Source organism: Promicromonospora umidemergens (assembly GCF_024171995.1).
GTDB lineage: Bacteria > Actinomycetota > Actinomycetes > Actinomycetales > Cellulomonadaceae > Promicromonospora > Promicromonospora umidemergens.
Genome location: NZ_JAMTCT010000024.1, coordinates 17,869 through 36,830, shown reverse-complemented (window position 1 = coordinate 36,830; position 18,962 = coordinate 17,869). Strand labels below are relative to the sequence as shown.

Below are 18,962 nucleotides of genomic sequence, written 5' to 3'. Positions count from 1 at the left end.
AGTTCCACCCACGACCGAGGAGCCACACATGCAGACACGAACGCTGGGATCCGGGACGAGCAGCCTCGAGGTCTCGGCCATCGGGCTGGGCTGCATGGGCATGAGCCAGGGCTACGGCCCCAACCCGGGAACCCGCGACGAGATGATCGCTGTGCTCCGCAGCGCCGTCGACCGCGGGATCACGCTCTTCGACACGGCCGAGGTCTACGGCCCGTTCGTCAACGAGGAGCTGGTCGGCGAGGCCCTCGCGCCCGTACGTGATCAAGTGGTCATCGCGACGAAGTTCGGCTTCGAGCTCGACGACGAGGGCCGCAGCGTCGGGACGGACAGCCGCCCTCAGCACATCAGACAGGTGGCCGACGCTGCGCTGCGCCGCCTCGGCACCGACGTCATCGACCTCTTCTACCAGCACCGCGTCGATCCCCAGGTTCCGATCGAAGACGTCGCCGGCACCGTCGCCGAGCTCATCGAGGCCGGCAAGGTGCGGCGCTTCGGCCTCTCCGAGGCGGGCTCGGACACCATTCGCCGCGCGCACGCGGTCCAGCCCGTCACGGCGCTGCAGAGCGAGTACTCGCTCTGGACCCGCGACCCCGAGCCGGAGATCCTGCCGACGCTCGAGGAGCTCGGTATCGGGTTCGTCCCCTTCAGTCCTCTTGGCCGCGGCTTCCTCACGGGCGCCCTCGACACCGCGATGGCCGACGGCGACATGCGCACCGGTCTGCCGCGCTTCAGCGAGGAGAACCGCCAGGCCAACCTGGCCTTCGTCGACCTGCTCCGTGCGGTCGCCGCGCGCAAGGGCTGCACGACGGCGCAGGTGGCGCTCGCCTGGCTGCTCGCGCAGCGACCGTGGATCGTGCCGATCCCTGGCACGCGCCGCACCAGCCGCCTCGAGGAGAACATCGGCGCGGCCGACGTCGCGCTCACCGCCGGGGACCTGGCCGAGATCGCGGCCGGCGCGGAGCAGATCCAGGTCAGCGGCGAGCGCTACGGCGAGGCGATGCTCCGCATGACGGGGCTGTAGCACCGGCCCCCAGATGCCGGTTCAGAAGACGAAGCCCGTCGGGAACGGGTCACTGGGGTCGAGCACGTAGCTGGCGGTGCCGGTCACCCAGGCGCGCCCGGTGATGGTCGGTACGACGGCGGGCACGCCGGCGACGGTGGTCTCGGCGACCAGGCGGCCGACGAACCGGCTGCCGATGAACGACTCGTTGATGAAGTCGGTGTCCAGGGCGAGCTCCCCACGGGCCCAGAGCTCGGCCATGCGGGCCGACGTACCGGTGCCGCAGGGCGACCGGTCGAACCAGCCAGGCCAGATGGCCATCGCGTGGCGGGAGTGCCGCGCGTCCGAGCCGGGGGCGATCAGCTCGACGTGGTGGCAGCCCTCGACGCCGTCGAGCGACGGGTGCCTGGGCAGCGCGGTCCCGTTGATCGCGTCCATGACGGCGAGGCCGGCGGTGAGCAGGTCGTTCTGCCTGGCCCGGTCGAAGGGCAGGTCCAGGTCGTCCAGGTCGACGAGCGCGTAGAAGTTGCCGCCGAACGCCATCGAGTACGGGACGGCGCCGTAGCCGGGCACCTCGAGCTTCTGGTCGAGGGCCGTCACGAAGCTCGGTACGTTCTCGATGGTGACGGCGTCGGCGTGGCCGTCGCTGACGGCCACCTTGGCGACCACCAGCCCCGCGGGGGTGTCGAGCCGGATCTCGGTGACCGGCTCGACGACGTCGACCATTCCCGTCTCGACGAGGACCGTCGCCACACCGATGGTGCCGTGCCCGCACATGGGCAGGCAGCCGGACACCTCGATGTAGACGACGCCCCAGTCGCAGTCGGGCCGCGTGGGCGGCTGCAGGATGGCGCCGCTCATCGCGGCGTGTCCGCGCGGCTCGTTCATGAGGAACAGCCGCAAGTCGTCCATGTGCTCCATGAAGTGCCGCCGGCGGTCGTTCATCGTCTCACCGGGTATCTGCCCGACGCCGCCCGTGACGACGCGCGTCGGCATGCCCTCGGTGTGCGAGTCGACGGCGGTGATCGTCCTGCTGGAACGCATGGCGCCTCCTGTCGCTCAACGAGGGGTTCGGGTGGCGATGTAGCTGAGCGCCGCCTCGGTGTCCTTGCGCACCTGGGCCTCGTGCTCGGCGCTGAGCGGACCGCGCGGCGGGCGGGTCGGCCCGCCGTAGCTCTGCCCGGCCAGGTCGATCGAGAGCTTGATCGCCTGCACGAACTCGGTCCGGGAGTCCCACCGGAACGCCGGCACGAGATGCGAGTACAGCTCCCGGGCCTCGGCGATCCTGCCGTCGGCGACCAGGGTGTAGATCTCGACGGCCTCGCGCGGGAACGCGTTCGGGTAGCCGGCGAACCAGCCGGTCGCGCCCGCCACCAGCGACTCGAAGAGCAGGTCGTCGGCGCCGGCGATCACGTCAAGGTCCGGGGCGAGCTCCTTGATCTCCAGCACGCGCCGCACGTCGCCGGAGAACTCCTTCACGGCCACCACGTTCTCGAGCTGCGCAAGCTCGGCGAGAAGGTCCGGGGTCAGGTCGACCTTGGTGTCGAACGGGTTGTTGTAGACCATGATCGGGATGCCCACCTCGTTGACGGCGGCGTAGTGGGCGAGCACCTCGGAGCGGTTCGCACGGTAGATGGTGGGCGGCAGGAGCAGGACGGCGTCGGCCCCGTCCTGCGCCGCGAGCTCGGCCCACTGCCTGGCCTGGTGCGAGCCGACGCCGTGCACCCCCGCGACGACGAGGCCGCGGTCCCCCACCGTCCGGACGGCGGTCTGGACCACGCGGCGGCGCTCGTCGTCGGTCAGCGACGAGTACTCCCCCAGCGAGCCGTTCGGGCCCACACCCCGGCAGCCGTTGTCGAGCAGGAGCTCGCAGTGCGCGGCGAAGCGGTCGTAGTCGACGGCGAGCCCCGCCGGTGCGGAGTCGTCCGGCGTGAAGGCGAGGGTGGTAGCGACGATCACGCCGCCGAGGTCGAAGCGCTGGTTCATGTCCGGTCTCCTCCGGGTCGGGGTGCTGCGGGGGTCGGTGCCGCCGAGCGCAGCGCGGCGAGGTCGCCGAGCCGTACCGGGACGACGAGGGGACGGCGGTCGACGGACGGCGTCGGATCGCCAAGGAGCTCCTGGAGCGTGCGGCCGCACATCCGTGCCTGGCACGGGCCGAGCCCTGCGCGGCTCGTGAGCTTCACCGAGCGGGTCTCGTGCGACCCGGTCAGCTCCACCACCTCGCGGACGCGGCCGTAGGTGGTCTCCTCGCAGCGGCAGACGACGGTGTCGTCACGCAGCCAGCCGGTCCACCCGCCGCCCACACCGTGCGCCGCCTCGATGCGGGCAGCGAAGCCGCGCGCCCGGTCCCGCGCACGGACGGCCCGGCGGGCGGCGGCCGCACCGGTGTCGCCGCCCGCGGCCGCCGTCCCGGCCACGGCACCCTCGGCGAGCGCGGCGTCGGCGCCGCCGATGCCCGTGAGCTCGCCGGCGGCCCACACTCCGGGGACGGACGTGGCCTGGCTGTCGTCGACGACCACGAACCGGCTCGGCGCGAGAGCGCACCCGGCAGCGATCGCCAGCTCGAGACGCGGCGTGAAGCCGTGGCTGACGCACGCCGCGTCGGCCTCGACCACCCGCTCCGTCCCGGCGACCGGAGCCCAGCGCTCGTCCAGGCGGGCCACGGTCACCGCTTCGACCTGACCGTCGCCGTGCGCGGCCACCACTGCCTCGCCAGGCCGCCACGGCACGGAGTGGCGCACCAGGTCACGGACGTATCCGGCGAGCTCGCCGGCCTTTCCGGCCGCACCGGCGAGCTCCCAGGGCCGGCTCAGCCAGCCGCGCGCGAGGGCGCCGACCCGGCCGGCCTCGTGCACGCCGACGACGGTGGCACCGGTCCGCAGCAGCGACGCCGCGACGGGGAGGAGGAACGGCCCGGCGCCTGCGACGACGACGCGCCGTCCGACGGCGACCCACTCTCCCTTCGCCAGCGCCTGCGCCGCCCCGGCCGAGCAGACGCCGGGGAGCTGCCAGCCGGGGAACGGCAGGGTCCGGTCGTGGGCGCCGGTCGCCAGCACCAGGGCGTCCGGCTCGAACGTCCGGGCCGAGCGCCCCGCGCCGTCGGGCTCCCCGAGCAGGACGTTGAGGCGGACGCCACCGTCGAGGCGTTCGAGGGACCACACCTGCGCCGACGGGAGCACCGTCACGGCGGGGTGCGCGCGCAGCACGTCGCTCAGCCCGCCGAACGTCGCCCACCTGTGGTGCAGCACGCCTTCACGGGCGGCCGGCCGGTCGGCAGGCAGGTGGCGCCAGTACTGGCCGCCGAGCCCGTCGGCGGCGTCGAGCAGCGTGACCTGCGCCCCGGCCACCGCTGCCGCCCGGGCGGCAGCGAGCCCCGCTGGTCCCGCGCCGACCACGACCACGTTCCTCATGCGGTGGCCTCCGATCCGCCCTGGCGGGCCACGACGTCGCCGTCCTGCGCACGCCGCAGGCAGGCGCGCACGTCGCGCAGCCCGTTGACCTCGACGAGACAGTCGAAGCACACGCCGATCCCGCAGAACACACCGCGGGGCGCGCCGTCGGCGGTGGTGCGCCACTGGCGCCGTCCGGCACCGAGCAGCACGCCGGCGATCGTCTGCCCGGCCGCCCCGGTGACCGGCTCGCCGTCCACCCGGATGGTCAGGGGGCTGTCTGCGGCAGGTCGGGCGGGGTCGAGCTCCGCGGGTAGCCGGTACGACGTCATGACCGCACCTCCTGCACGGGTGGTCGGGGTGCGCAAGGCTCGGCCTCGGCAAGGCTCGGCCGGTCGACGGCGAAGGGACGCGGGTCGGCCGGGAGCTCGAGCCCCAGCAGCTGCGCGGCGATCAGGTCGCCGGTGGTGGGGGCCAGCCCGACACCGGCGCCCTCATGCCCGGTGGCGAACCACAGCCCCGCGCGGGCCGGGTCGGGACCGATCACCGGGAGGTGGTCGGGCATGTACGGACGGAAGCCCAGGTAGGACCGCATGACGTTGGTGCGCGCAAGGAACGGGAACACCGCGACGGCCCGCCGCGCCAGCTGGGCGAGCACCTCGGTGCGCAGCCGGTCGTCGAACCCGACCTGCTCCCGGCTCGACCCGATCAGCACCGTCCCGCCCCGCGTCGACTCGACGACGGCGGACGTCTGCAGCTCCGCGCCTGCCGACTGCGTGGCGGCGAAGTAGTCGCCGTCGTAGACCTTGTGCCGGATGCGCTGGGGCATCGGGGTGGTCACGAGCACCATCCCGCGGCGCGGCCGCACGGCGATCCGCGAGCCGAGCCGTTCGGCGACCTCGCCGGACCAGGGTCCGGCCGCCACGACGACGGCGCCGGCGGGGATCTCGCCCCGCGAGGTGGCGACGCCGGCCAGCGCCCCGCCGGCGCCGAGCAGCGGGCCGGTCACCTCGACGCCGGTGCGGACGTCGGCGCCGGCTCGGCGCGCTGAGGCGAGCAGGGCCTCCGCGGCCGCCACGGGCTGCACCTGGGCATCCTGCGGATAGTGGACGGCGCCCAGCACACCGGGCGCCAGGTCCGGCTCGAGCTCGCGGGCCCGGTCGGCGCTCACCTGCACGGCCTCGACGCCGGAAGCCCGCTGGGCAGCGGCGAACCGGCGCAGGCCGGTCAGGCCGTCGGCGGAGGTGACGACCACGAGACCGCCCTTGGTGTCGTGCTCGACGGACGGGAACCGCGGCCCGAGCTCGTCCGCCAGCTCGTCCGCGAGGACGGCCCACCGGCGCAGCGACACCTTGGCCAGCTCCAGCTCCGGGCCGGGCCCCTTGTCGGAGACCAGCAGGTTGCCCTCACCGTGGGCGCTCGTGCCGGCGGCGGCAGCGCCGCGGTCGAGCACGACGACCCGGGCGCCCGCCCGGGCGAGGGCTCGCGCGCACGCCGCGCCGACGATCCCGGCACCGACGATCACGACGTCCGCTGCCATGTCCACCCCTCGCTGGCTGGTCTCGGTCCCGCTTCGGTCCGTGCTGCGCCCGTGCCGGGCCGATCAGTCCTCCGGCCTGCCCGCCCACGTGCCCAGCGAGTGCCCGATGTGCCGTTCCATGAGCGCCCTGGCGCCCGGTCCGTCGCCGGCCGCCAGCAGGTCGAGCAGCTCATGGTGCTCCTGGGCGGAGCCGACCAGCGTGCCGCCAGCGACCATGGCCGACAGCCCGAGGAGCCGCGCCCTGTCCCGCAGGTCGGACACGATCTCGCCGGCCACCGGGTTGCCCAGCAGGGCGGTCAGCCGCAGGTGGAACGCCTGGTCGGCCTGCAGGTAGGCGATCAGGTCGCCGGCGCGCGCGCACTCGACGATCTCGTCGGCGAGCGCACGAAGCTCCGGGAGCCGGCCCACCGGGAACGACCCCGCCAGCCGCTCCATCCAGACCGGCTCGATCACCAGACGGACGGCGGCGACGTGCCGCAGCGTCTCGTCGCTCACCCGAGTGACGCGGAACCCCTTGTTCCGCACCGCCTCCAGGAAGCCCCGGCGCTCCAGGTCCAGCACCGCCTCGCGGACCGGGGTCGCGGACACGTCGAACCGCGCGGCGAGGGTCGGCACGGAGACGAGCTCGCCGGGCTCCAGCTCGCCCGTGACGAGGGCCGCGACGAGGGCGCCGTGAACCTGCTCGCGCAGGCTCGCGACCTGCGGAAGGCGACGGAGGGACGGGGTCGGTGCTGCTGCGCTCATGGGGCACTCCCGGGCCGGCCGGACAACGGCAGTAATATACTACTGCTACGCCTGAGTCCGTCGTCGTGACACGACCCGGTGTCAGAGGCTCGTCGTAGCGTCTCCTGCATGAGCAAGCCCCTGAGCGAGCCGAGGCCCTTCACGATCCACGTCCCCGACCAGGTCCTGACCGACCTGCGCGACCGGCTGGCACGCAGCCGGATCCCGGACGACTCGCCCCGGCGACCGGCGTCGGGCATGACCGCCGCCTACCTGCGCGAGCTCGTCGACCAGTGGATCAGCTGGGACTGGCGGGCGCGTGAGGCCTGGCTCAACACGCACCCGCAGTTCCTGGCCGAGGTCGGCGACACCGACCTGCACTTCGTGCACCTGCGTTCCGAACGACCGGACGCCCCGGCGCTCCTGGTGCTGCACGGCTGGCCGCACACGTTCGCCCTGCAGCTCGACTTCGCCGACCTGCTGCCCGACTTCCACGTCGTCGTGGCGAGCCTGCCCGGGTTCGGGTTCTCCACACCGTACGCGGAGGGCGAGCTGTCCGAGAAGCGGCTGGCCGCGACGATGCACACGCTGATGACGGAGACGCTCGGCCACGAGCGGTACTTCACCTACGGCGAGGACGTCACGGCCAACGTGAGCGACCTCATCGCCGCCAGCTACCCGGAGCACGTGGCGGGGATCGTGGCCACGCACGCGCACTTCCCCACCGACGAGGAGCGCGCCGCCCTCACCGACCCGGCGGCGAAGGAGTTCTTCGACGAGCTCGCCGCGAAGCACCGGACCGACGGCGCCTACGGGCACCTCCAGGCCACCCGGCCCGACACCCTCGCGACCGCTCTCAACGACTCCCCCGCCGGCCTGCTCGCGTGGCTCACCGAGAAGCTGGTCGAGTGGAGCGACACCCCGCCGGGCGACCCCGCCGCGGTGGAACGCCGCATCTCGCGGGACCGCATCCTCACCGAGGCGACCATCTACTGGGCGACGCAGACGATCGCGTCGTCGTTCCGGCCGTACTACGAGGGCGCCGACCAGCCCGGCCCGATCCCGCCCACCGGGGTGCCTGCGGCCGTGTTCGTCCAGCTGCACGAGCGGACGTACCCCGAGTCGCTCGCGCGCCGCCACTACCTCGACCTGCACGTGTTCGACCGCCTGGCGGAGGGCGGACACTTCACGGTCGGCGAGGTGCCCGGCGAGATGGCGGCGCGCGTCCGGGAGTTCGTCCGGTCCGTCGGCTGACGGGAAGCCGAGCGGGCGAGCTCAGGCGCTCGGCTCGAGCCGGATGACGGGGAACTTGCGGTCGGTGTGGGTCTCGTACTCCTTGGCGTCCGGCCAGTACTCGGCCCAGATGCCGTAGAGCCGCTCCCAGTCGGGCTCCCCCGCCCGGACCACGGTGGCCTTCACCCGGATGGTCCTGTCCTCGACCTCGATGGTGGTCTCGCCGGGGCCGTCCTCGACGTTCGCCACCCAGGCCGGGTCCTTGGGCGCGCCACCGAGCGAGCCGGTGACCACGTAGGCGTCGCCGTCGGTCGCGGCCACGAGCGGCGTCACGTACTCCTTGCCGCTGGCCCGGCCCACGTGGTGCAGCAGCACCAGGCGCTTGCCGGTGAAGTGCCCGCCCGCGACGTCGTCGCCCAGCACGCCCGCGTTCGCCCGGAACGCCTCGATGACACCGGTGTTCATGTCTGCCATGTCGTCCTCCACAGTCTCGGTCGGCCGTACCGGTCGACATAACCGGACTTTACCCCGCTTACCCGATTCCCGATAGCATCCGGAAATGAGTACACCGCTGACCTGGGGCGCTCCGCACCCCGAGCGCGCCGACGCGGCGCGCAACCGGCAGCGGCTGCTCGCCACCGCGCGCGAGCTCTTGGCGGAGGACAGGCCGGGCTGCCTCACGATGGACCGGCTCGCCGAGCGCTCCGGGCTGGGCAAGGGCACGGTGTTCCGGCGGTTCGGGACCCGGGCGGGAATCTTCCAGGCGCTCCTGGACGACAACGAGCGCGCGCTGCAGCAGGAGATCCTCTCGGGCCCGCCGCCGCTCGGCCCCGGCGCCCCGCCGGTCGACCGCCTCGTCGCCTACGGATCCGCCCGCATCCGCTTCCTCGCGGAGAACCAGGACATCGCCCGCGCCGCGGTCGGCGGCCGCCAGCCGGGCGGCCGCCGCCCGCCGATGTCCCAGATCCACATCCGGGTGCTGCTGCGCGAGCTCGACCTGCCGGGGGCCGACGTCGACCTGCTCGCCGGCCAGCTCACGTCCGCGCTGGAGGGGCCGCTCCTGCTCCAGCTCTTCGATACCCCCGAGCTGGACCGACCCGCGCTCACCGCCTCCTTCGACGCGGGCTGGCGCTACCTGGTCGAGCGCGTCTGCGGTCCGGCGAGCACACCGGCGGGCTGACCGGCGCCGCAGCCCGGCCCGGGTCGACGCCGGGCCCGCCGGGCGCCGTCACGCGTGCGTCGGCGCCTCGTGGCGCGCGTGCTCGGCCGGTTCGAGCTGGAAGGTCGAGTGCTCGACCGGAACGTCGAACTCGGTGGCCACGCACCGCTGCAGGGCGTCGAGGACCGGCGGGGCGTGCCCGTCGCGGAAGCAGGCGTCCCGCACCACCACGTGCGCGCTGATGGTCGGCAGGCCGGTGGCGACGAGGGAGGCGTGCAGGTCGTGCACCGACTCGACGTTCTCCACCTCCAGCAGCCGGGCCCGCACCAGGTCGAGGTCGATCCCGGCAGGCGTGGACTCCAGCAGCACGTTCGCCGAGTCGGCCAGGACCTTCGCCGCCCGTGGCAGGATCAGCACCGCGATGACGAGCCCGGCGACGGCGTCGGCCCGCTGCCACCCGGTGGTCGCGATCACCACGGCCGCCACGATCACCGCGACCGACCCGAGCGCGTCGTTCGCCACCTCGAGGAAGGCGGCCCGCAGGTTGAGCGACGCCGACCTGCCGCCCGCCAGCACCAGCAGCGCCACGACGTTCCCGACCAGGCCGACGATGCCGAACACCAGCAGGCCCGGCCCGGGCGCCTGTGCCGGGCCGGTCAGGCGGCCCACCCCCTCGATCAGCGCGTAGATGCCGACGGCGAGCAGCACGGCGGCCTGGGCCAGCGCCGCCAGGATCTCGGCCCGCCGGAAGCCCCACGTCCTGCGCGGCGACGGCGGCCGCAGCGCGAGCGACGCCGCGAACAGCGCGATACCGAGGCCCGCGACGTCGGTGAGCATGTGCCCGGTGTCGACCAGGAGCGCGAGGCTGCCCGTGACCACGGCGCCGACCGCCTGGGCCAGGAAGACCGCCGCCGTGATCCCGAACGCGAACGCCAGGCGCCGCCGGTTGCCCTGTTCGGCGTGCGCACCGTGGTGGTGCTGGTGGTCAGCCATCGACGGCGGTCCTCCCGTGGTCGGCGCCATGGTCATGGTCCCCATCATCGTCGACATCGTGGCCGTGGTCGTGCTCCAGCTCGCCCTCCCACGCCTCACGGCCCTCGTGGATGGCGAAGGCCGCGATCACGAACCCGGCCACGGCGTCCACCCAGCCGGCGCCCGTCAGCGCGAAGATCACGAGACCGAGCAGCGTGGAGACGGACAGCAGCACGCAGATCCGGGTCTCCGCGGCGTCTGCGAGGATGAGCGGGTCCGCCAGGGCCAGCCCGACGCGGCGCTTGGCAGCGGCCAGCAGCGGCATGACGACGAGCGACGCGATCAGGAGCCCGACGGCGACCGGCGAGCTCTGCGGCGTCTCGCCGACCACGAGGCTGCGGATGCCCTCGACCGTCACGTAGCCGGCCAGCAGGAAGAACGTGATCGCCACGAGCCGCAGCGTGATCCGCTCCTTGCGCTCGTCGGCCTCGCCGTGCCGGAGGCGGGCAGACAGCCGGAGCCACACGAGCACTGCGGCGATCGACTCGATGCCTGAGTCGATGCCGAACCCGATCACGGAGACCAGGCCGGCCGCGATGCCCGCCGTGATCGCCACGACGCCCTCGACCACGTTGTAGGCGACCGTGAACTGCGCCAGGCGCAGGCCGCGCCGCGTCAGCCGCTCCGTCCTCTGCGCCAGCGCCTGCGCGTCGCCTGGCGCCCGCACCCGGGCTTCCGCGTTCGCGTCCGGCTCGGCGCTCATGCCGCACCGTCCCGCACGGTCGCGTGCGCGGCGGAGCCGTCGACCCCGTACACCGGGCACAGCGCCACGGCGTCACCGGTCAGGGCGAGCAGCCGCTCGGCGGACTCCAGCACCGCGAGCGTCGCCTCCGGGTGGCTCAGGGAGAACACGGAGGCCCTCCCCTGCGGGTGGGACTCGACCAGCCCGCAGTCCCGCAGGCAGGCCAGGTGCTTGGACACCGTCGACTGCGCCAGGCCGAGGTGCCCGGTCAGATCGACGACCCGGTGCTCACCGAGCGCCAGGTGCCGCAGGATCGCCAGCCGTGACGGGTCCGAGAACCCGTGGAACAGGCAGGCCGCCACCGCCATCGCCTCTGGACCGTCCGGAGCATGATCGCTCCCCGTCTCTGTCATCGCCATGCGGCGATGCTAGCACTGCCCCTGGCCAGCGTCTTGCTGTGGGCGCGAGCGTCAGGCCGTCGCGCGGGCCCGCCACGCCGGCGCCGTCGCGTCCAGGATCTGCGTCCACGGTGTGGGCCGGACCCCGAGCACGTTGCTGGTCTCCGACGTGTCCGCGACGAACGGCCGGTCGAACTGGTAGAGCACGCTGAGCGCCTCGCGCGCCAGCGGCACCGCGAGCCCCCCGGCGCGCAACGCGATGCGCGGCACGCGCCGGAGCCGCGGCTCACCCGTCCCGGCCCGGGCACCGAGCTCACGCAGCACCTCACGGACCGTCGCGGGCGGGTTCGACGGCACGAGCCATGGCGAACCCCAGGCCCGGTCGTCCACCCCGAGCGCGACGAGGGTCGAGACCACGTCGTCGACGGCCGTCCACGTGTGCGGCTGGTCCGGGTCCGCGAGGACCGGCGCCGACCTTCCCGCGAGGGTCGCCGCCGCGTACACCGGCAGGACGCCGTGCGCCTCGGTCACCGACGGTCCGATGTAGTCGGAGGCCCGCGCCTCCGTGACTCGAACGCGGCCGGCCTGGTGCGCGGCGAGCGCCTCCTGCCAGACCTGTGCCCTGACCTCACCGAGAGGGCCCGACGGGGCGAGCGGCCTGCTCCGGGTCATCGGCCCGTCGACCGGCCCGTAGCCATAGAGGTTGCCCAGGCTGACGAGCACCGCCCCGGACGCCTCGGCCGCGTGCAGCACCGACTTGGCCAGCGGCGGCCAGCCGCGTTCCCACTCCGGGTACGGCCCGGGGTTCGCGCAGTTGTACAGCACGCCCGCGCCCTGGGCGGCGTTCGCGAGCGCCGCCGCGTCGGTCGCGTCGACCGCGAGCCGCTGGACGCGGGGAAGGCTGGGTCCGACGCCGGAGCGGGTCACCACTCGGACGGTGCGACCGGCCTGGGACAGCCGGTACGCGAGTGCGGCACCGACCGGGCCGGCGCCGACGACGAGATGCGTGGTCATGGGCTCAGGGTCCCATCCATATTCGTCATACAGGTTCGATACTTGTATGATCACATCTGAACCCGCCGCAAAGGAGCGCCATGACGTACCAGCCCGACGCCATCCGGACCGTGCAGCTCTCGACTGTCACGCTGCCGCTGGCCACCGCCATCTCCGACGCCAAGGTCTTCACCGGCCGCCAGAAGCCGATGACCGAGGTCGTGTTCCTCTTCGCGGAGATCACCACACAGCAGGGGTTCGAGGGCCTCGGCTTCTCGTACTCCAAGCGTGCGGGCGGCCCCGCGCAGTACGCGCACGCGAAGGAGGTGGCACAGACCGCCGTCGGCGAGGACCCCAACGACATCGCCAAGCTGTACACGAAGCTGTTGTGGGCGGGGGCGTCCGTGGGCCGCTCGGGGGTCGCCACCCAGGCGCTCGCCGCGATCGACATCGCGCTGTACGACCTGAAGGCCAAGCGCGCGGGCCTGCCGCTGGCCAAGCTGCTCGGTGCCCACCGCGACTCGGTACGCACCTACAACACCTCGGGCGGTTTCCTCAATGCGAGCATCGAGGAGGTCACCGACCGCGCGAGCCGCTCGATCGCCGAGGGCATCGGCGGCATCAAGATCAAGGTGGGCCTGCCCGACGGCGCCGCGGACCTGGCTCGCGTCGCCGCCGTCCGCGAGCACATCGGCCCCTCCGTTCCGCTCATGGTCGACGCCAACCAGCAGTGGGACCGCAGCACCGCCCTGCGCATGGGTCGGCGTCTCGAACAGTTCGACCTCACCTGGATCGAGGAGCCGCTGGACGCCTACGACGCCGAGGGCCACGCCGCGCTCGCCGCGGCCCTGGACACCCCGATCGCGACGGGCGAGATGCTCGCGTCGGTCGCGGAGCACGAGCGCCTCATCGCCACCCGCGCGTGCGACATCATCCAGCCGGACGCCCCGCGCGTCGGCGGGATCACGCAGTTCCTGCGCCTGCTCACGCTCGCGGACCAGGCAGGGCTGGACCTCGCACCGCACTTCGCGATGGAGATCCACCTCCACCTTGCGGCGACCTACCCGCGCGAGCCGTGGGTGGAGCACTTCGACTGGCTCGACCCGCTGTTCGACGAGCGCCTCGAGACGCGGGACGGCCGCATGCTCGTCCCCGACCGCCCGGGCCTCGGCGTCACCCTCAGCGAGCAGGCACGCGCCTGGACCACCGACACCACCCTCATCACCCCCCGCTGACCCAGGACGGACGAGCGGTGGAAGCATGGGCACATGGCCAAGACCCTGAGCGGCACCCTGGTGGAGTCATTGCGGACTCGCATCGTCAACGGCGACATCGCGTCGGGCGAGAAGCTGCCCAGCGAGCCGCGCCTGGCGGCCGAGCACCAGGTCAGCCGCACCGTCGTGCGAGAGGCGATCGCCCGCCTGAACCTGGAGGGGCTGGTCCACACCCGGCGGGGCAGCGGCAGCTACGCGCTCACTCCCCCGGCGGACGACGCCGACGGAGCCCCGCAGCTCGCCCGGTCGCTGGACGACCGGCTCGCCCTGGTCGAGTACCGCCTGGCGCTGGAGGCAGAGGCCGCCGCGCTCGCAGCGACCCGGCGCACGCCGGCCCAGCTCGCGGCGCTGGCCGACCGGCTCGATGCCCTTGCTGCCTCCGACGGGCATCCGGCGACTGCCGTGCAGCACGACTTCGCCTTCCACCGGCTCGTGGCCGAGGCCGCTGGGAACAGGTTCCTGCTGCAGGCCCTGGACCGGCTCGGCCCGCAGATGATCGCCATGCCGCGCGGCCGGCTGGACCGCTATGAGCGCGACCGGCCCGACGCCGGCCGCTTCGCTGCCGTCGTGCACGAGCACCGGGTGGTGCTGGAGGCGCTGGAGGCGCAGGACCCGCTCGCCGCCGCCGCGGCGATGCGGGTCCACCTTGCGGGCTCCCGCCGCCGACTCATCGAGGAGTCGGCGCCTCCCCGACGTCGAACGTAGGCTTCGTCGCTCTCTGAGGGCTCATGAAGCGACGAAGCCTACGTTCGACATCCAGCGGCCGAGCAGCGCCCAGCGCCTGCAGCAGCTCACCACCTATGACGCCGGCTTGACCGCCAGGACCGGGTGGTCCGCCTGGAGCAGGATCCGCTGCGCCACCGAGCCCATGATGAACTTCCCCACGGTGCTGCGCCGGCGCAGGCCGATCACGATCAGCGACGCCTCGTGCTGCTCGGCCAGGTCGAGGATCTCGTCGGTGAAGTCGTCGCGGTGCGTGCCGCGCAGCACCTTCGCGCGCACGCCGGCGTCCGCCGCCTGCGCGAGCACCCGGTCGAGGTCCTCCGGCGTGGCGACGGTCGTCTCGACGAGCGAACCCTCCCGGGCCGAGTTGACGATCAGGAGGTCCTCGTCCCTGAGCCCTGCCTCGGCGATCGCCGCCCGCACGGCGGCCTCCCCAGCGGGTGTGGGGACGTACCCGACGACGATGCTCATACTGACTCTTCCTCTCGGTTCTTGACGTCTCGGTTCTTGACGGGCGCGGCGTCCACCTGCGACGGGGCCGCCCGCCGGTTGCGGACGGACCGGACCAGTGGCAGCACGGCCACCACCACGAACACCACCAGGAGGGTCGCGGAGATGGGCCGGGTGAAGAAGCCGGTCGCGGAGCCGTCGAACATCAGCAGCGAGCGCCGCAGGTTGGACTCCAGCAGGGAGCCGAGCACGAACGCCAGCACGAGCGGCCCCGGCTCGAAGCCGAACTTCTTCATCAGGTAGCCGACGGCGCCGAACACGACGACCAGGAGCACGTCGAAGACGGAGTTGTTGATGGTGTAGGCGCCGATCATGGTGATCAACGCGGTGACGGGCGCGAGGATCGCGGCGCGCACGCGCAGGATCCGGACGAAGACGCCGACCAGCGGGATCGACATGATCAGGAGCAGCACGTTGCCGATGTACATCGAGTTGACGACGCCCCAGAACAGCTCAGGGTTCTCGGTCACGAGCTGCGGGCCGGGTGTGACTCCCTGGATGAGGAGCGCGCCGAACATGAGCGCCATGGTGGCGTTGGCGGGGATGCCGAGGGTGAGCAGCGGGATGAACGAGCTGGTGGCGGCTGCGTTGTTGGCCGTCTCCGGGCCTGCGACGCCCTCGATGGCGCCCTTGCCGAAGCGGCTCGGGTCCTTGGCGCGCTTCTTCTCGGCCGCGTAGGCGGCCATGGAGGAGATGGTGGCGCCGCCACCGGGGAGGATGCCGAGGAAGAACCCGAGCAGGGACCCGCGGGCCACGGCGCCGGACGACTCCTTGAGGTCCTTGCGGGTGGGCCAGACGTTGGTCACCTTGCCCGGCGCGGACACGGCCCGGTGCCGTTCCTCCAGGTTGTAGAGGATCTCGCCGAGGCCGAACAGGCCCATGGCGACGGGGACGAAGTCGATGCCGTCGGCCAGGCTCAGGCTGTCGAACGTGAACCGCTCGGCGCCGGTGAAGGCGTCGCGGCCGACCGTGGCGAGCAGCAGCCCGATGGCGGCGGCGACCAGCGCCTTGACCTTGGAGCCTGAGGCGATGGTCGCGACCAGGAGGATGCCGACGAGGGCCAGAGCGGTGTACTCGGGCGGGCCGAAGTCGAGGGCGAAGCCCGCGACGAGCGGGGCGAGAAAGGTCAGCCCGATGATCGCGACGGTGCCGCCGACGAACGAGCCGACGGCGGCGACACCGAGCGCCGTACCGGCCCGGCCCTGCTTGGCAAGCGCGTGCCCGTCCAGGACGGTGACCACGGAGCTCGCCTCCCCGGGCAGGCGGAGCAGCACCGAGGTGATGGTGCCGCCGTACTGGGCGCCGTAGAAGATCCCCGCGAGCATGATGATCGCGGTGACGGGTTCGACGCCGTAGGTGAGCGGCAGCAGGATGGCGATGGTGGCGGCGGGGCCGAGCCCGGGCAGCACACCGATGAGCATGCCGATGACCACCCCGACCAGGCAGTACAGGAGGTTGGTCGGTTCCAGCACGACGGCGAAGCCGGCGGCGACGTTGTGCAGCGATTCCACGTGCGATTCCCTTGGGTGGGGTCAGAAGAGGTGCGGGACGTTGGTGCCGAGCGCCCCGACGAAGACCGCGTAGAGCACGCCGACGACCAGCGCGGAGTACAGGAGCGCCGAGCGCCAGGTCTCGCCGCCGAGGAACTTCATCCAGACGACGCTCAGCAGCAGGGAGGGGATCTCGAAGCCGATCACGGGCAGCAGGGCCACGAGACCGAGCAGGGTCGCGAGGCCGACCAGCGAGAGCCACGAGTACCGGGAGAACTTCTCTCCGTCCCCGCCCCGGCGCCCGATCAGGACCTGGGCGAGGGACAGCACGACGACGGCGACGCTGACGGCCAGCGGCCACAGCCCGGCCCCTGGCTGCGCGGGGGTACCGAGGCCGAGGGCCACCGCCGCCACGGCACCGGCCACGCCGACGGCGGCGGTCGTCAGGCAGGCGGCGAGGTTGGCCACCGGGCCGGCGGGCGGTGGCACGTCGTCGGCCCGCTCGTCGGTATCTGCGCCGGCAGCTTCGCCGGCCGGGACCTGTGCCGGGTCGCCGTCCACGAGCACCTCGTCCTTCTCGGTTGCCGTTCCCACGGGGTCGCTCAGCCTTCCGCGAGGCTGATGTCGTACTCGTCGGTGAGCGCCCGGTACTTCTCAGCGAGCTCCGACCACTGGGTCGTGACCTCTTCCCCGGAGATCTCCAGCGGGGTGAGCAGGTTGTTCTCGTTGAACGCCGTGTAGGTCTCGGACGCGGTGGCCGCGTCGATCGACTCCACGAGCCGGGCCTTGACGTCCTCGGGCAGGCCCTTCGGCGCGGCGACCGCACGGTACTGGGAGACGGGCACGTCGTAGCCCTCCTCGACGGCGGTCGGAACGTCCGGCAGGAACTGGTTGCGCTCTGCCGAGAAGGCCAGCAGCGGGACGACCTTGCCTGCGTCGATCTGCGGCTTCGCCTCGCCGAGCTGCACGGTGGCGACCTGGACCTGGTCCCCGACGACGGCGGTGAGCGCGGGCGAGCCCGAGTCGAACGGGACAGCGGTGCCGTCGATCTCGGCCTGCGCGAACAGCGCCGCCTGCGCGAGCTGCGAGCCTGTGCCGACGCCGGTGGTGCCGTACGTGATGTCGCCGGACGCGTCCTGGAGGTCCTTCAGGTCCTCGAAGCCGGACTCGGCGCTGGCGAGCAGCACGTAGTCGTCCTGCGAGAGGCCCTTGAGCACGTCGAGGTTGCTCAGGTCGACCGCCTCGTCGTCGGACACCGCCAGCGGCGTGATCGTGATGAGGGAGGCGTTCAGGAGCACCAGCTCGTGCCCGTCCGCCGGCTCGGCAGCGACCTCCTCGGTCGCCAGCGCACCGTTCGCCCCGGCCCGGTTGACGACCGGGACGGCCACCCCCAGGTCCTCGGCCATGCCCTCGGCCACTGCCCGGGCGATCAGGTCGGTGGAACCGCCGGCGTCCTGGCCCACGGTGATGGTCACGGGACCGGTCGGGAACTCGGCGCCGGCGGCGTCGGCCCCGCCGGCCACGTTCCCGCCGCACGCGGCGAGGGTCAGGGCGGCGCCGGCGGCGGTGGCGCCCAGGAGGGCCCTGCGGGTGCGCCGGGTCCTGCGGGTAAAGGATGTCATCACAGCTCTCCTCATTGAGATTTTCGAACAGATGGAGATCTTGAACAGACGGAGACCTTGGGCGAGGCAGCCCGGGGGCCGCCCGCGACCGGAGGAAAGGCATATCCCGGTCGGGCGTTGAGCATAGGAAGCCCATACGATGCCTGTCTAAGCCTCTTACTGCATTGCTTGATTCTCGGAAGGCATCGTGTACACCCTCGACCAGGTCCGCTGCTTCGTGGCCGTGGCGGAAGAGCTGCACTTCGGCCGCGCCGCGGAGCGCCTCACCATGACCCAGCCCCCGCTGAGCCGTCAGGTCCAGAAGCTCGAGCGCGCCGTCGGGGTCCCGCTCCTGGAGCGGGACAACCGGCACGTCGAGCTGACGACGGCGGGCGCCGTGTTCCTCCAGGAGGCCCGCCGGCTCCTCACCGCCGCCGACGCCGCCCCCGCGCTGGCCCGGAAGATCGCCGCAGGCCGGGCCGGCGTGCTGCGCCTCGGGTTCACCGCGGCCTCCGGGTTCAGCCTGCTCGGCACGCTGGTCCAGGAGATCGCCGAGTTCATGCCGGACGTCGACCTCGACCTCCAGGAGCTCGTCACCGTCGAGCAGATCGAGGCGATCCGGCGCGGCGAGCTCGACCTCGCGCTCGGCCGGCCGCCGTTCGACCAGGAGAGCTTCGACTCCCGGCTGCTGCTGTCGGAGGACCTGGTCCTCGCCGTGCCGCACAGGCACCCGCTGACCCGGCTGGACCGGCCGGTCTCCGCAGCCGACCTCCGCGAGCAGCCCGTGATCGGGCACCATCCCACCAAGGCCCGCTACTTCTACGACATGGTGGTGCGCTACATCGCCGTCGAGCACACCGGCGTCGTGCACGTCGTCAGCCAGATCCTGACCATGTGCTCGCTGGTGGCCGCGGGCCGCGGCGTGGCCTTCGTCCCCGAGTCGGCCCGCCTGCTGGGCCTGTCCGGGGTGACGTTCCTGGAGCTCGCCGACGTGCCGCACGGGGTCGTCGAGCTGCACGCCATCTGGAACCGGGACGCCAAGGACCCGGCCCTGCACGAGTTCCTCCGCTTCCTCCATCCCGTCTAGCCCTCCGGCGAGGTCGAAGTGATGCTGGTCGGGTATCGGCCGATGCCAAATCGGGCTTGGACAGGCATCGTTCGACTTCTTAGGTTGGCGGCGTCCGCCGGGCCGAATCCGACCCAGCACGACCCAGC

The 18,962-nt window shown here is 72.8% G+C and carries 21 protein-coding genes; 6 read left to right on the top strand and 15 right to left on the bottom strand.

The window, feature by feature from the left end; all coding sequences use genetic code 11:
• Positions 1–28: 28 nt before the first annotated feature.
• Complete coding sequence (locus tag APR04_RS25710) at positions 29–1,021, top strand: aldo/keto reductase (RefSeq protein ID WP_253876268.1); 993 nt, start codon at positions 29–31, stop codon at positions 1,019–1,021.
• Between the two features lie 21 nt (positions 1,022–1,042).
• Here APR04_RS25710 and APR04_RS25705 read toward each other — a convergent pair whose 3' ends face one another.
• From APR04_RS25705 to APR04_RS25675, 6 genes are all read right to left on the bottom strand, one after another.
• Positions 1,043–2,044 carry a proline racemase family protein gene (locus tag APR04_RS25705; RefSeq protein WP_253876266.1) on the bottom strand — a complete coding sequence of 334 codons (1,002 nt, stop codon included), beginning with the start codon at positions 2,042–2,044 and terminating at the stop codon, positions 1,043–1,045.
• Between the two features lie 15 nt (positions 2,045–2,059).
• Complete coding sequence (locus APR04_RS25700; RefSeq protein ID WP_253876264.1) at positions 2,060–2,986, bottom strand: dihydrodipicolinate synthase family protein; 927 nt, start codon at positions 2,984–2,986, stop codon at positions 2,060–2,062.
• Positions 2,983–4,410: an FAD-dependent oxidoreductase gene (locus tag APR04_RS30750; protein ID WP_301312991.1), complete on the bottom strand. Its 1,428-nt coding sequence runs from the start codon at positions 4,408–4,410 to the stop codon at positions 2,983–2,985. The genes APR04_RS25700 and APR04_RS30750 overlap by 4 nt, the downstream gene beginning before the upstream one ends.
• Positions 4,407–4,721 carry a (2Fe-2S)-binding protein gene (locus APR04_RS25685; protein WP_253876262.1) on the bottom strand — a complete coding sequence of 105 codons (315 nt, stop codon included), beginning with the start codon at positions 4,719–4,721 and terminating at the stop codon, positions 4,407–4,409. The genes APR04_RS30750 and APR04_RS25685 overlap by 4 nt, the downstream gene beginning before the upstream one ends.
• On the bottom strand, positions 4,718–5,929 hold the full coding sequence (locus APR04_RS25680; protein WP_253876260.1) for an NAD(P)/FAD-dependent oxidoreductase: 1,212 nt from the start codon (positions 5,927–5,929) through the stop codon (positions 4,718–4,720). Before APR04_RS25680 ends, APR04_RS25685 begins: the two co-directional genes overlap by 4 nt.
• A 63-nt stretch (positions 5,930–5,992) precedes the next feature.
• Complete coding sequence (locus APR04_RS25675; RefSeq protein ID WP_253876258.1) at positions 5,993–6,673, bottom strand: GntR family transcriptional regulator; 681 nt, start codon at positions 6,671–6,673, stop codon at positions 5,993–5,995.
• 108 nt (positions 6,674–6,781) lie between these two features.
• Here APR04_RS25675 and APR04_RS25670 point away from each other — a divergent pair, with 108 nt between their 5' ends.
• Positions 6,782–7,906 carry an epoxide hydrolase family protein gene (locus APR04_RS25670; RefSeq protein ID WP_253876256.1) on the top strand — a complete coding sequence of 375 codons (1,125 nt, stop codon included), beginning with the start codon at positions 6,782–6,784 and terminating at the stop codon, positions 7,904–7,906.
• Positions 7,907–7,927: 21 nt separating this feature from the next.
• On the opposite strand, the gene APR04_RS25665 is transcribed toward APR04_RS25670, so the two are convergent.
• Positions 7,928–8,359, bottom strand: a complete 432-nt coding sequence (locus APR04_RS25665) for a nitroreductase/quinone reductase family protein (RefSeq protein WP_253876254.1) — start codon at positions 8,357–8,359, stop codon at positions 7,928–7,930.
• An 85-nt stretch (positions 8,360–8,444) separates the two neighbouring features.
• On the opposite strand from APR04_RS25665, the gene APR04_RS25660 reads away from it, so the two are divergent.
• Positions 8,445–9,065 carry a TetR/AcrR family transcriptional regulator gene (locus APR04_RS25660; protein ID WP_253876252.1) on the top strand — a complete coding sequence of 207 codons (621 nt, stop codon included), beginning with the start codon at positions 8,445–8,447 and terminating at the stop codon, positions 9,063–9,065.
• 48 nt (positions 9,066–9,113) lie between these two features.
• Here the strand turns inward: APR04_RS25660 and APR04_RS25655 are convergent, their stop codons facing one another.
• Genes APR04_RS25655 through APR04_RS25640 form a run of 4 tightly spaced genes read right to left on the bottom strand, consistent with a single transcriptional unit; the run spans position 9,114 to position 12,170 of the window.
• A complete protein-coding gene (locus tag APR04_RS25655; protein ID WP_253876250.1) occupies positions 9,114–10,037 on the bottom strand; it encodes a cation diffusion facilitator family transporter in 924 nt (307 codons plus the stop codon).
• Entirely contained in the window at positions 10,030–10,779 is a 750-nt protein-coding gene (locus tag APR04_RS25650) for a cation diffusion facilitator family transporter (RefSeq protein ID WP_253876248.1), read from the bottom strand. The genes APR04_RS25655 and APR04_RS25650 overlap by 8 nt, the downstream gene beginning before the upstream one ends.
• Positions 10,776–11,177, bottom strand: coding sequence for an ArsR/SmtB family transcription factor (locus tag APR04_RS25645; protein WP_253876236.1), 402 nt, complete (start codon positions 11,175–11,177; stop codon positions 10,776–10,778). The genes APR04_RS25650 and APR04_RS25645 overlap by 4 nt, the downstream gene beginning before the upstream one ends.
• Before the next feature lie 51 nt (positions 11,178–11,228).
• Positions 11,229–12,170, bottom strand: coding sequence for an NAD-dependent epimerase/dehydratase family protein (locus APR04_RS25640; protein ID WP_253876231.1), 942 nt, complete (start codon positions 12,168–12,170; stop codon positions 11,229–11,231).
• Between the two features lie 80 nt (positions 12,171–12,250).
• Here APR04_RS25640 and APR04_RS25635 point away from each other — a divergent pair, with 80 nt between their 5' ends.
• The gene (locus APR04_RS25635; RefSeq protein WP_253876229.1) at positions 12,251–13,384 is read left to right on the top strand and encodes an L-talarate/galactarate dehydratase; all 1,134 of its coding nucleotides are present in this window, start codon (positions 12,251–12,253) and stop codon (positions 13,382–13,384) included.
• 33 nt (positions 13,385–13,417) lie between these two features.
• Positions 13,418–14,128 carry a FadR/GntR family transcriptional regulator gene (locus tag APR04_RS25630; protein WP_253876222.1) on the top strand — a complete coding sequence of 237 codons (711 nt, stop codon included), beginning with the start codon at positions 13,418–13,420 and terminating at the stop codon, positions 14,126–14,128.
• A 93-nt stretch (positions 14,129–14,221) separates the two neighbouring features.
• Here APR04_RS25630 and APR04_RS25625 read toward each other — a convergent pair whose 3' ends face one another.
• From APR04_RS25625 to APR04_RS25610, 4 genes are read right to left on the bottom strand one after another with little or no spacing between them, the layout of a single operon-like run.
• Complete coding sequence (locus APR04_RS25625; RefSeq protein WP_253876219.1) at positions 14,222–14,617, bottom strand: universal stress protein; 396 nt, start codon at positions 14,615–14,617, stop codon at positions 14,222–14,224.
• Positions 14,614–16,167: a tripartite tricarboxylate transporter permease gene (locus tag APR04_RS25620; protein ID WP_253876217.1), complete on the bottom strand. Its 1,554-nt coding sequence runs from the start codon at positions 16,165–16,167 to the stop codon at positions 14,614–14,616. The genes APR04_RS25625 and APR04_RS25620 overlap by 4 nt, the downstream gene beginning before the upstream one ends.
• A gap of 21 nt (positions 16,168–16,188) precedes the next feature.
• Positions 16,189–16,740, bottom strand: a complete 552-nt coding sequence (locus APR04_RS25615) for a tripartite tricarboxylate transporter TctB family protein (RefSeq protein ID WP_253876213.1) — start codon at positions 16,738–16,740, stop codon at positions 16,189–16,191.
• 8 nt (positions 16,741–16,748) lie between these two features.
• The gene (locus APR04_RS25610; RefSeq protein ID WP_253876200.1) at positions 16,749–17,768 is read right to left on the bottom strand and encodes a tripartite tricarboxylate transporter substrate binding protein; all 1,020 of its coding nucleotides are present in this window, start codon (positions 17,766–17,768) and stop codon (positions 16,749–16,751) included.
• Between the two features lie 187 nt (positions 17,769–17,955).
• On the opposite strand from APR04_RS25610, the gene APR04_RS25605 reads away from it, so the two are divergent.
• Complete coding sequence (locus APR04_RS25605) at positions 17,956–18,834, top strand: LysR family transcriptional regulator (protein ID WP_253876197.1); 879 nt, start codon at positions 17,956–17,958, stop codon at positions 18,832–18,834.
• The last annotated feature ends 128 nt before the right edge of the window (positions 18,835–18,962 follow it).

Coding starts and splice junctions, on each gene's coding strand:
- APR04_RS25710 (WP_253876268.1), top strand. CDS start 29: ATGCAGACACGAACGCTGGGATCCGGGACGAGCAGCCTCGAGGTCTCG.
- APR04_RS25705 (WP_253876266.1), bottom strand. CDS start 2,044: ATGCGTTCCAGCAGGACGATCACCGCCGTCGACTCGCACACCGAGGGC.
- APR04_RS25700 (WP_253876264.1), bottom strand. CDS start 2,986: ATGAACCAGCGCTTCGACCTCGGCGGCGTGATCGTCGCTACCACCCTC.
- APR04_RS30750 (WP_301312991.1), bottom strand. CDS start 4,410: ATGAGGAACGTGGTCGTGGTCGGCGCGGGACCAGCGGGGCTCGCTGCC.
- APR04_RS25685 (WP_253876262.1), bottom strand. CDS start 4,721: ATGACGTCGTACCGGCTACCCGCGGAGCTCGACCCCGCCCGACCTGCC.
- APR04_RS25680 (WP_253876260.1), bottom strand. CDS start 5,929: ATGGCAGCGGACGTCGTGATCGTCGGTGCCGGGATCGTCGGCGCGGCG.
- APR04_RS25675 (WP_253876258.1), bottom strand. CDS start 6,673: ATGAGCGCAGCAGCACCGACCCCGTCCCTCCGTCGCCTTCCGCAGGTC.
- APR04_RS25670 (WP_253876256.1), top strand. CDS start 6,782: ATGAGCAAGCCCCTGAGCGAGCCGAGGCCCTTCACGATCCACGTCCCC.
- APR04_RS25665 (WP_253876254.1), bottom strand. CDS start 8,359: ATGGCAGACATGAACACCGGTGTCATCGAGGCGTTCCGGGCGAACGCG.
- APR04_RS25660 (WP_253876252.1), top strand. CDS start 8,445: ATGAGTACACCGCTGACCTGGGGCGCTCCGCACCCCGAGCGCGCCGAC.
- APR04_RS25655 (WP_253876250.1), bottom strand. CDS start 10,037: ATGGCTGACCACCAGCACCACCACGGTGCGCACGCCGAACAGGGCAAC.
- APR04_RS25650 (WP_253876248.1), bottom strand. CDS start 10,779: ATGAGCGCCGAGCCGGACGCGAACGCGGAAGCCCGGGTGCGGGCGCCA.
- APR04_RS25645 (WP_253876236.1), bottom strand. CDS start 11,177: ATGGCGATGACAGAGACGGGGAGCGATCATGCTCCGGACGGTCCAGAG.
- APR04_RS25640 (WP_253876231.1), bottom strand. CDS start 12,170: ATGACCACGCATCTCGTCGTCGGCGCCGGCCCGGTCGGTGCCGCACTC.
- APR04_RS25635 (WP_253876229.1), top strand. CDS start 12,251: ATGACGTACCAGCCCGACGCCATCCGGACCGTGCAGCTCTCGACTGTC.
- APR04_RS25630 (WP_253876222.1), top strand. CDS start 13,418: ATGGCCAAGACCCTGAGCGGCACCCTGGTGGAGTCATTGCGGACTCGC.
- APR04_RS25625 (WP_253876219.1), bottom strand. CDS start 14,617: ATGAGCATCGTCGTCGGGTACGTCCCCACACCCGCTGGGGAGGCCGCC.
- APR04_RS25610 (WP_253876200.1), bottom strand. CDS start 17,768: ATGACATCCTTTACCCGCAGGACCCGGCGCACCCGCAGGGCCCTCCTG.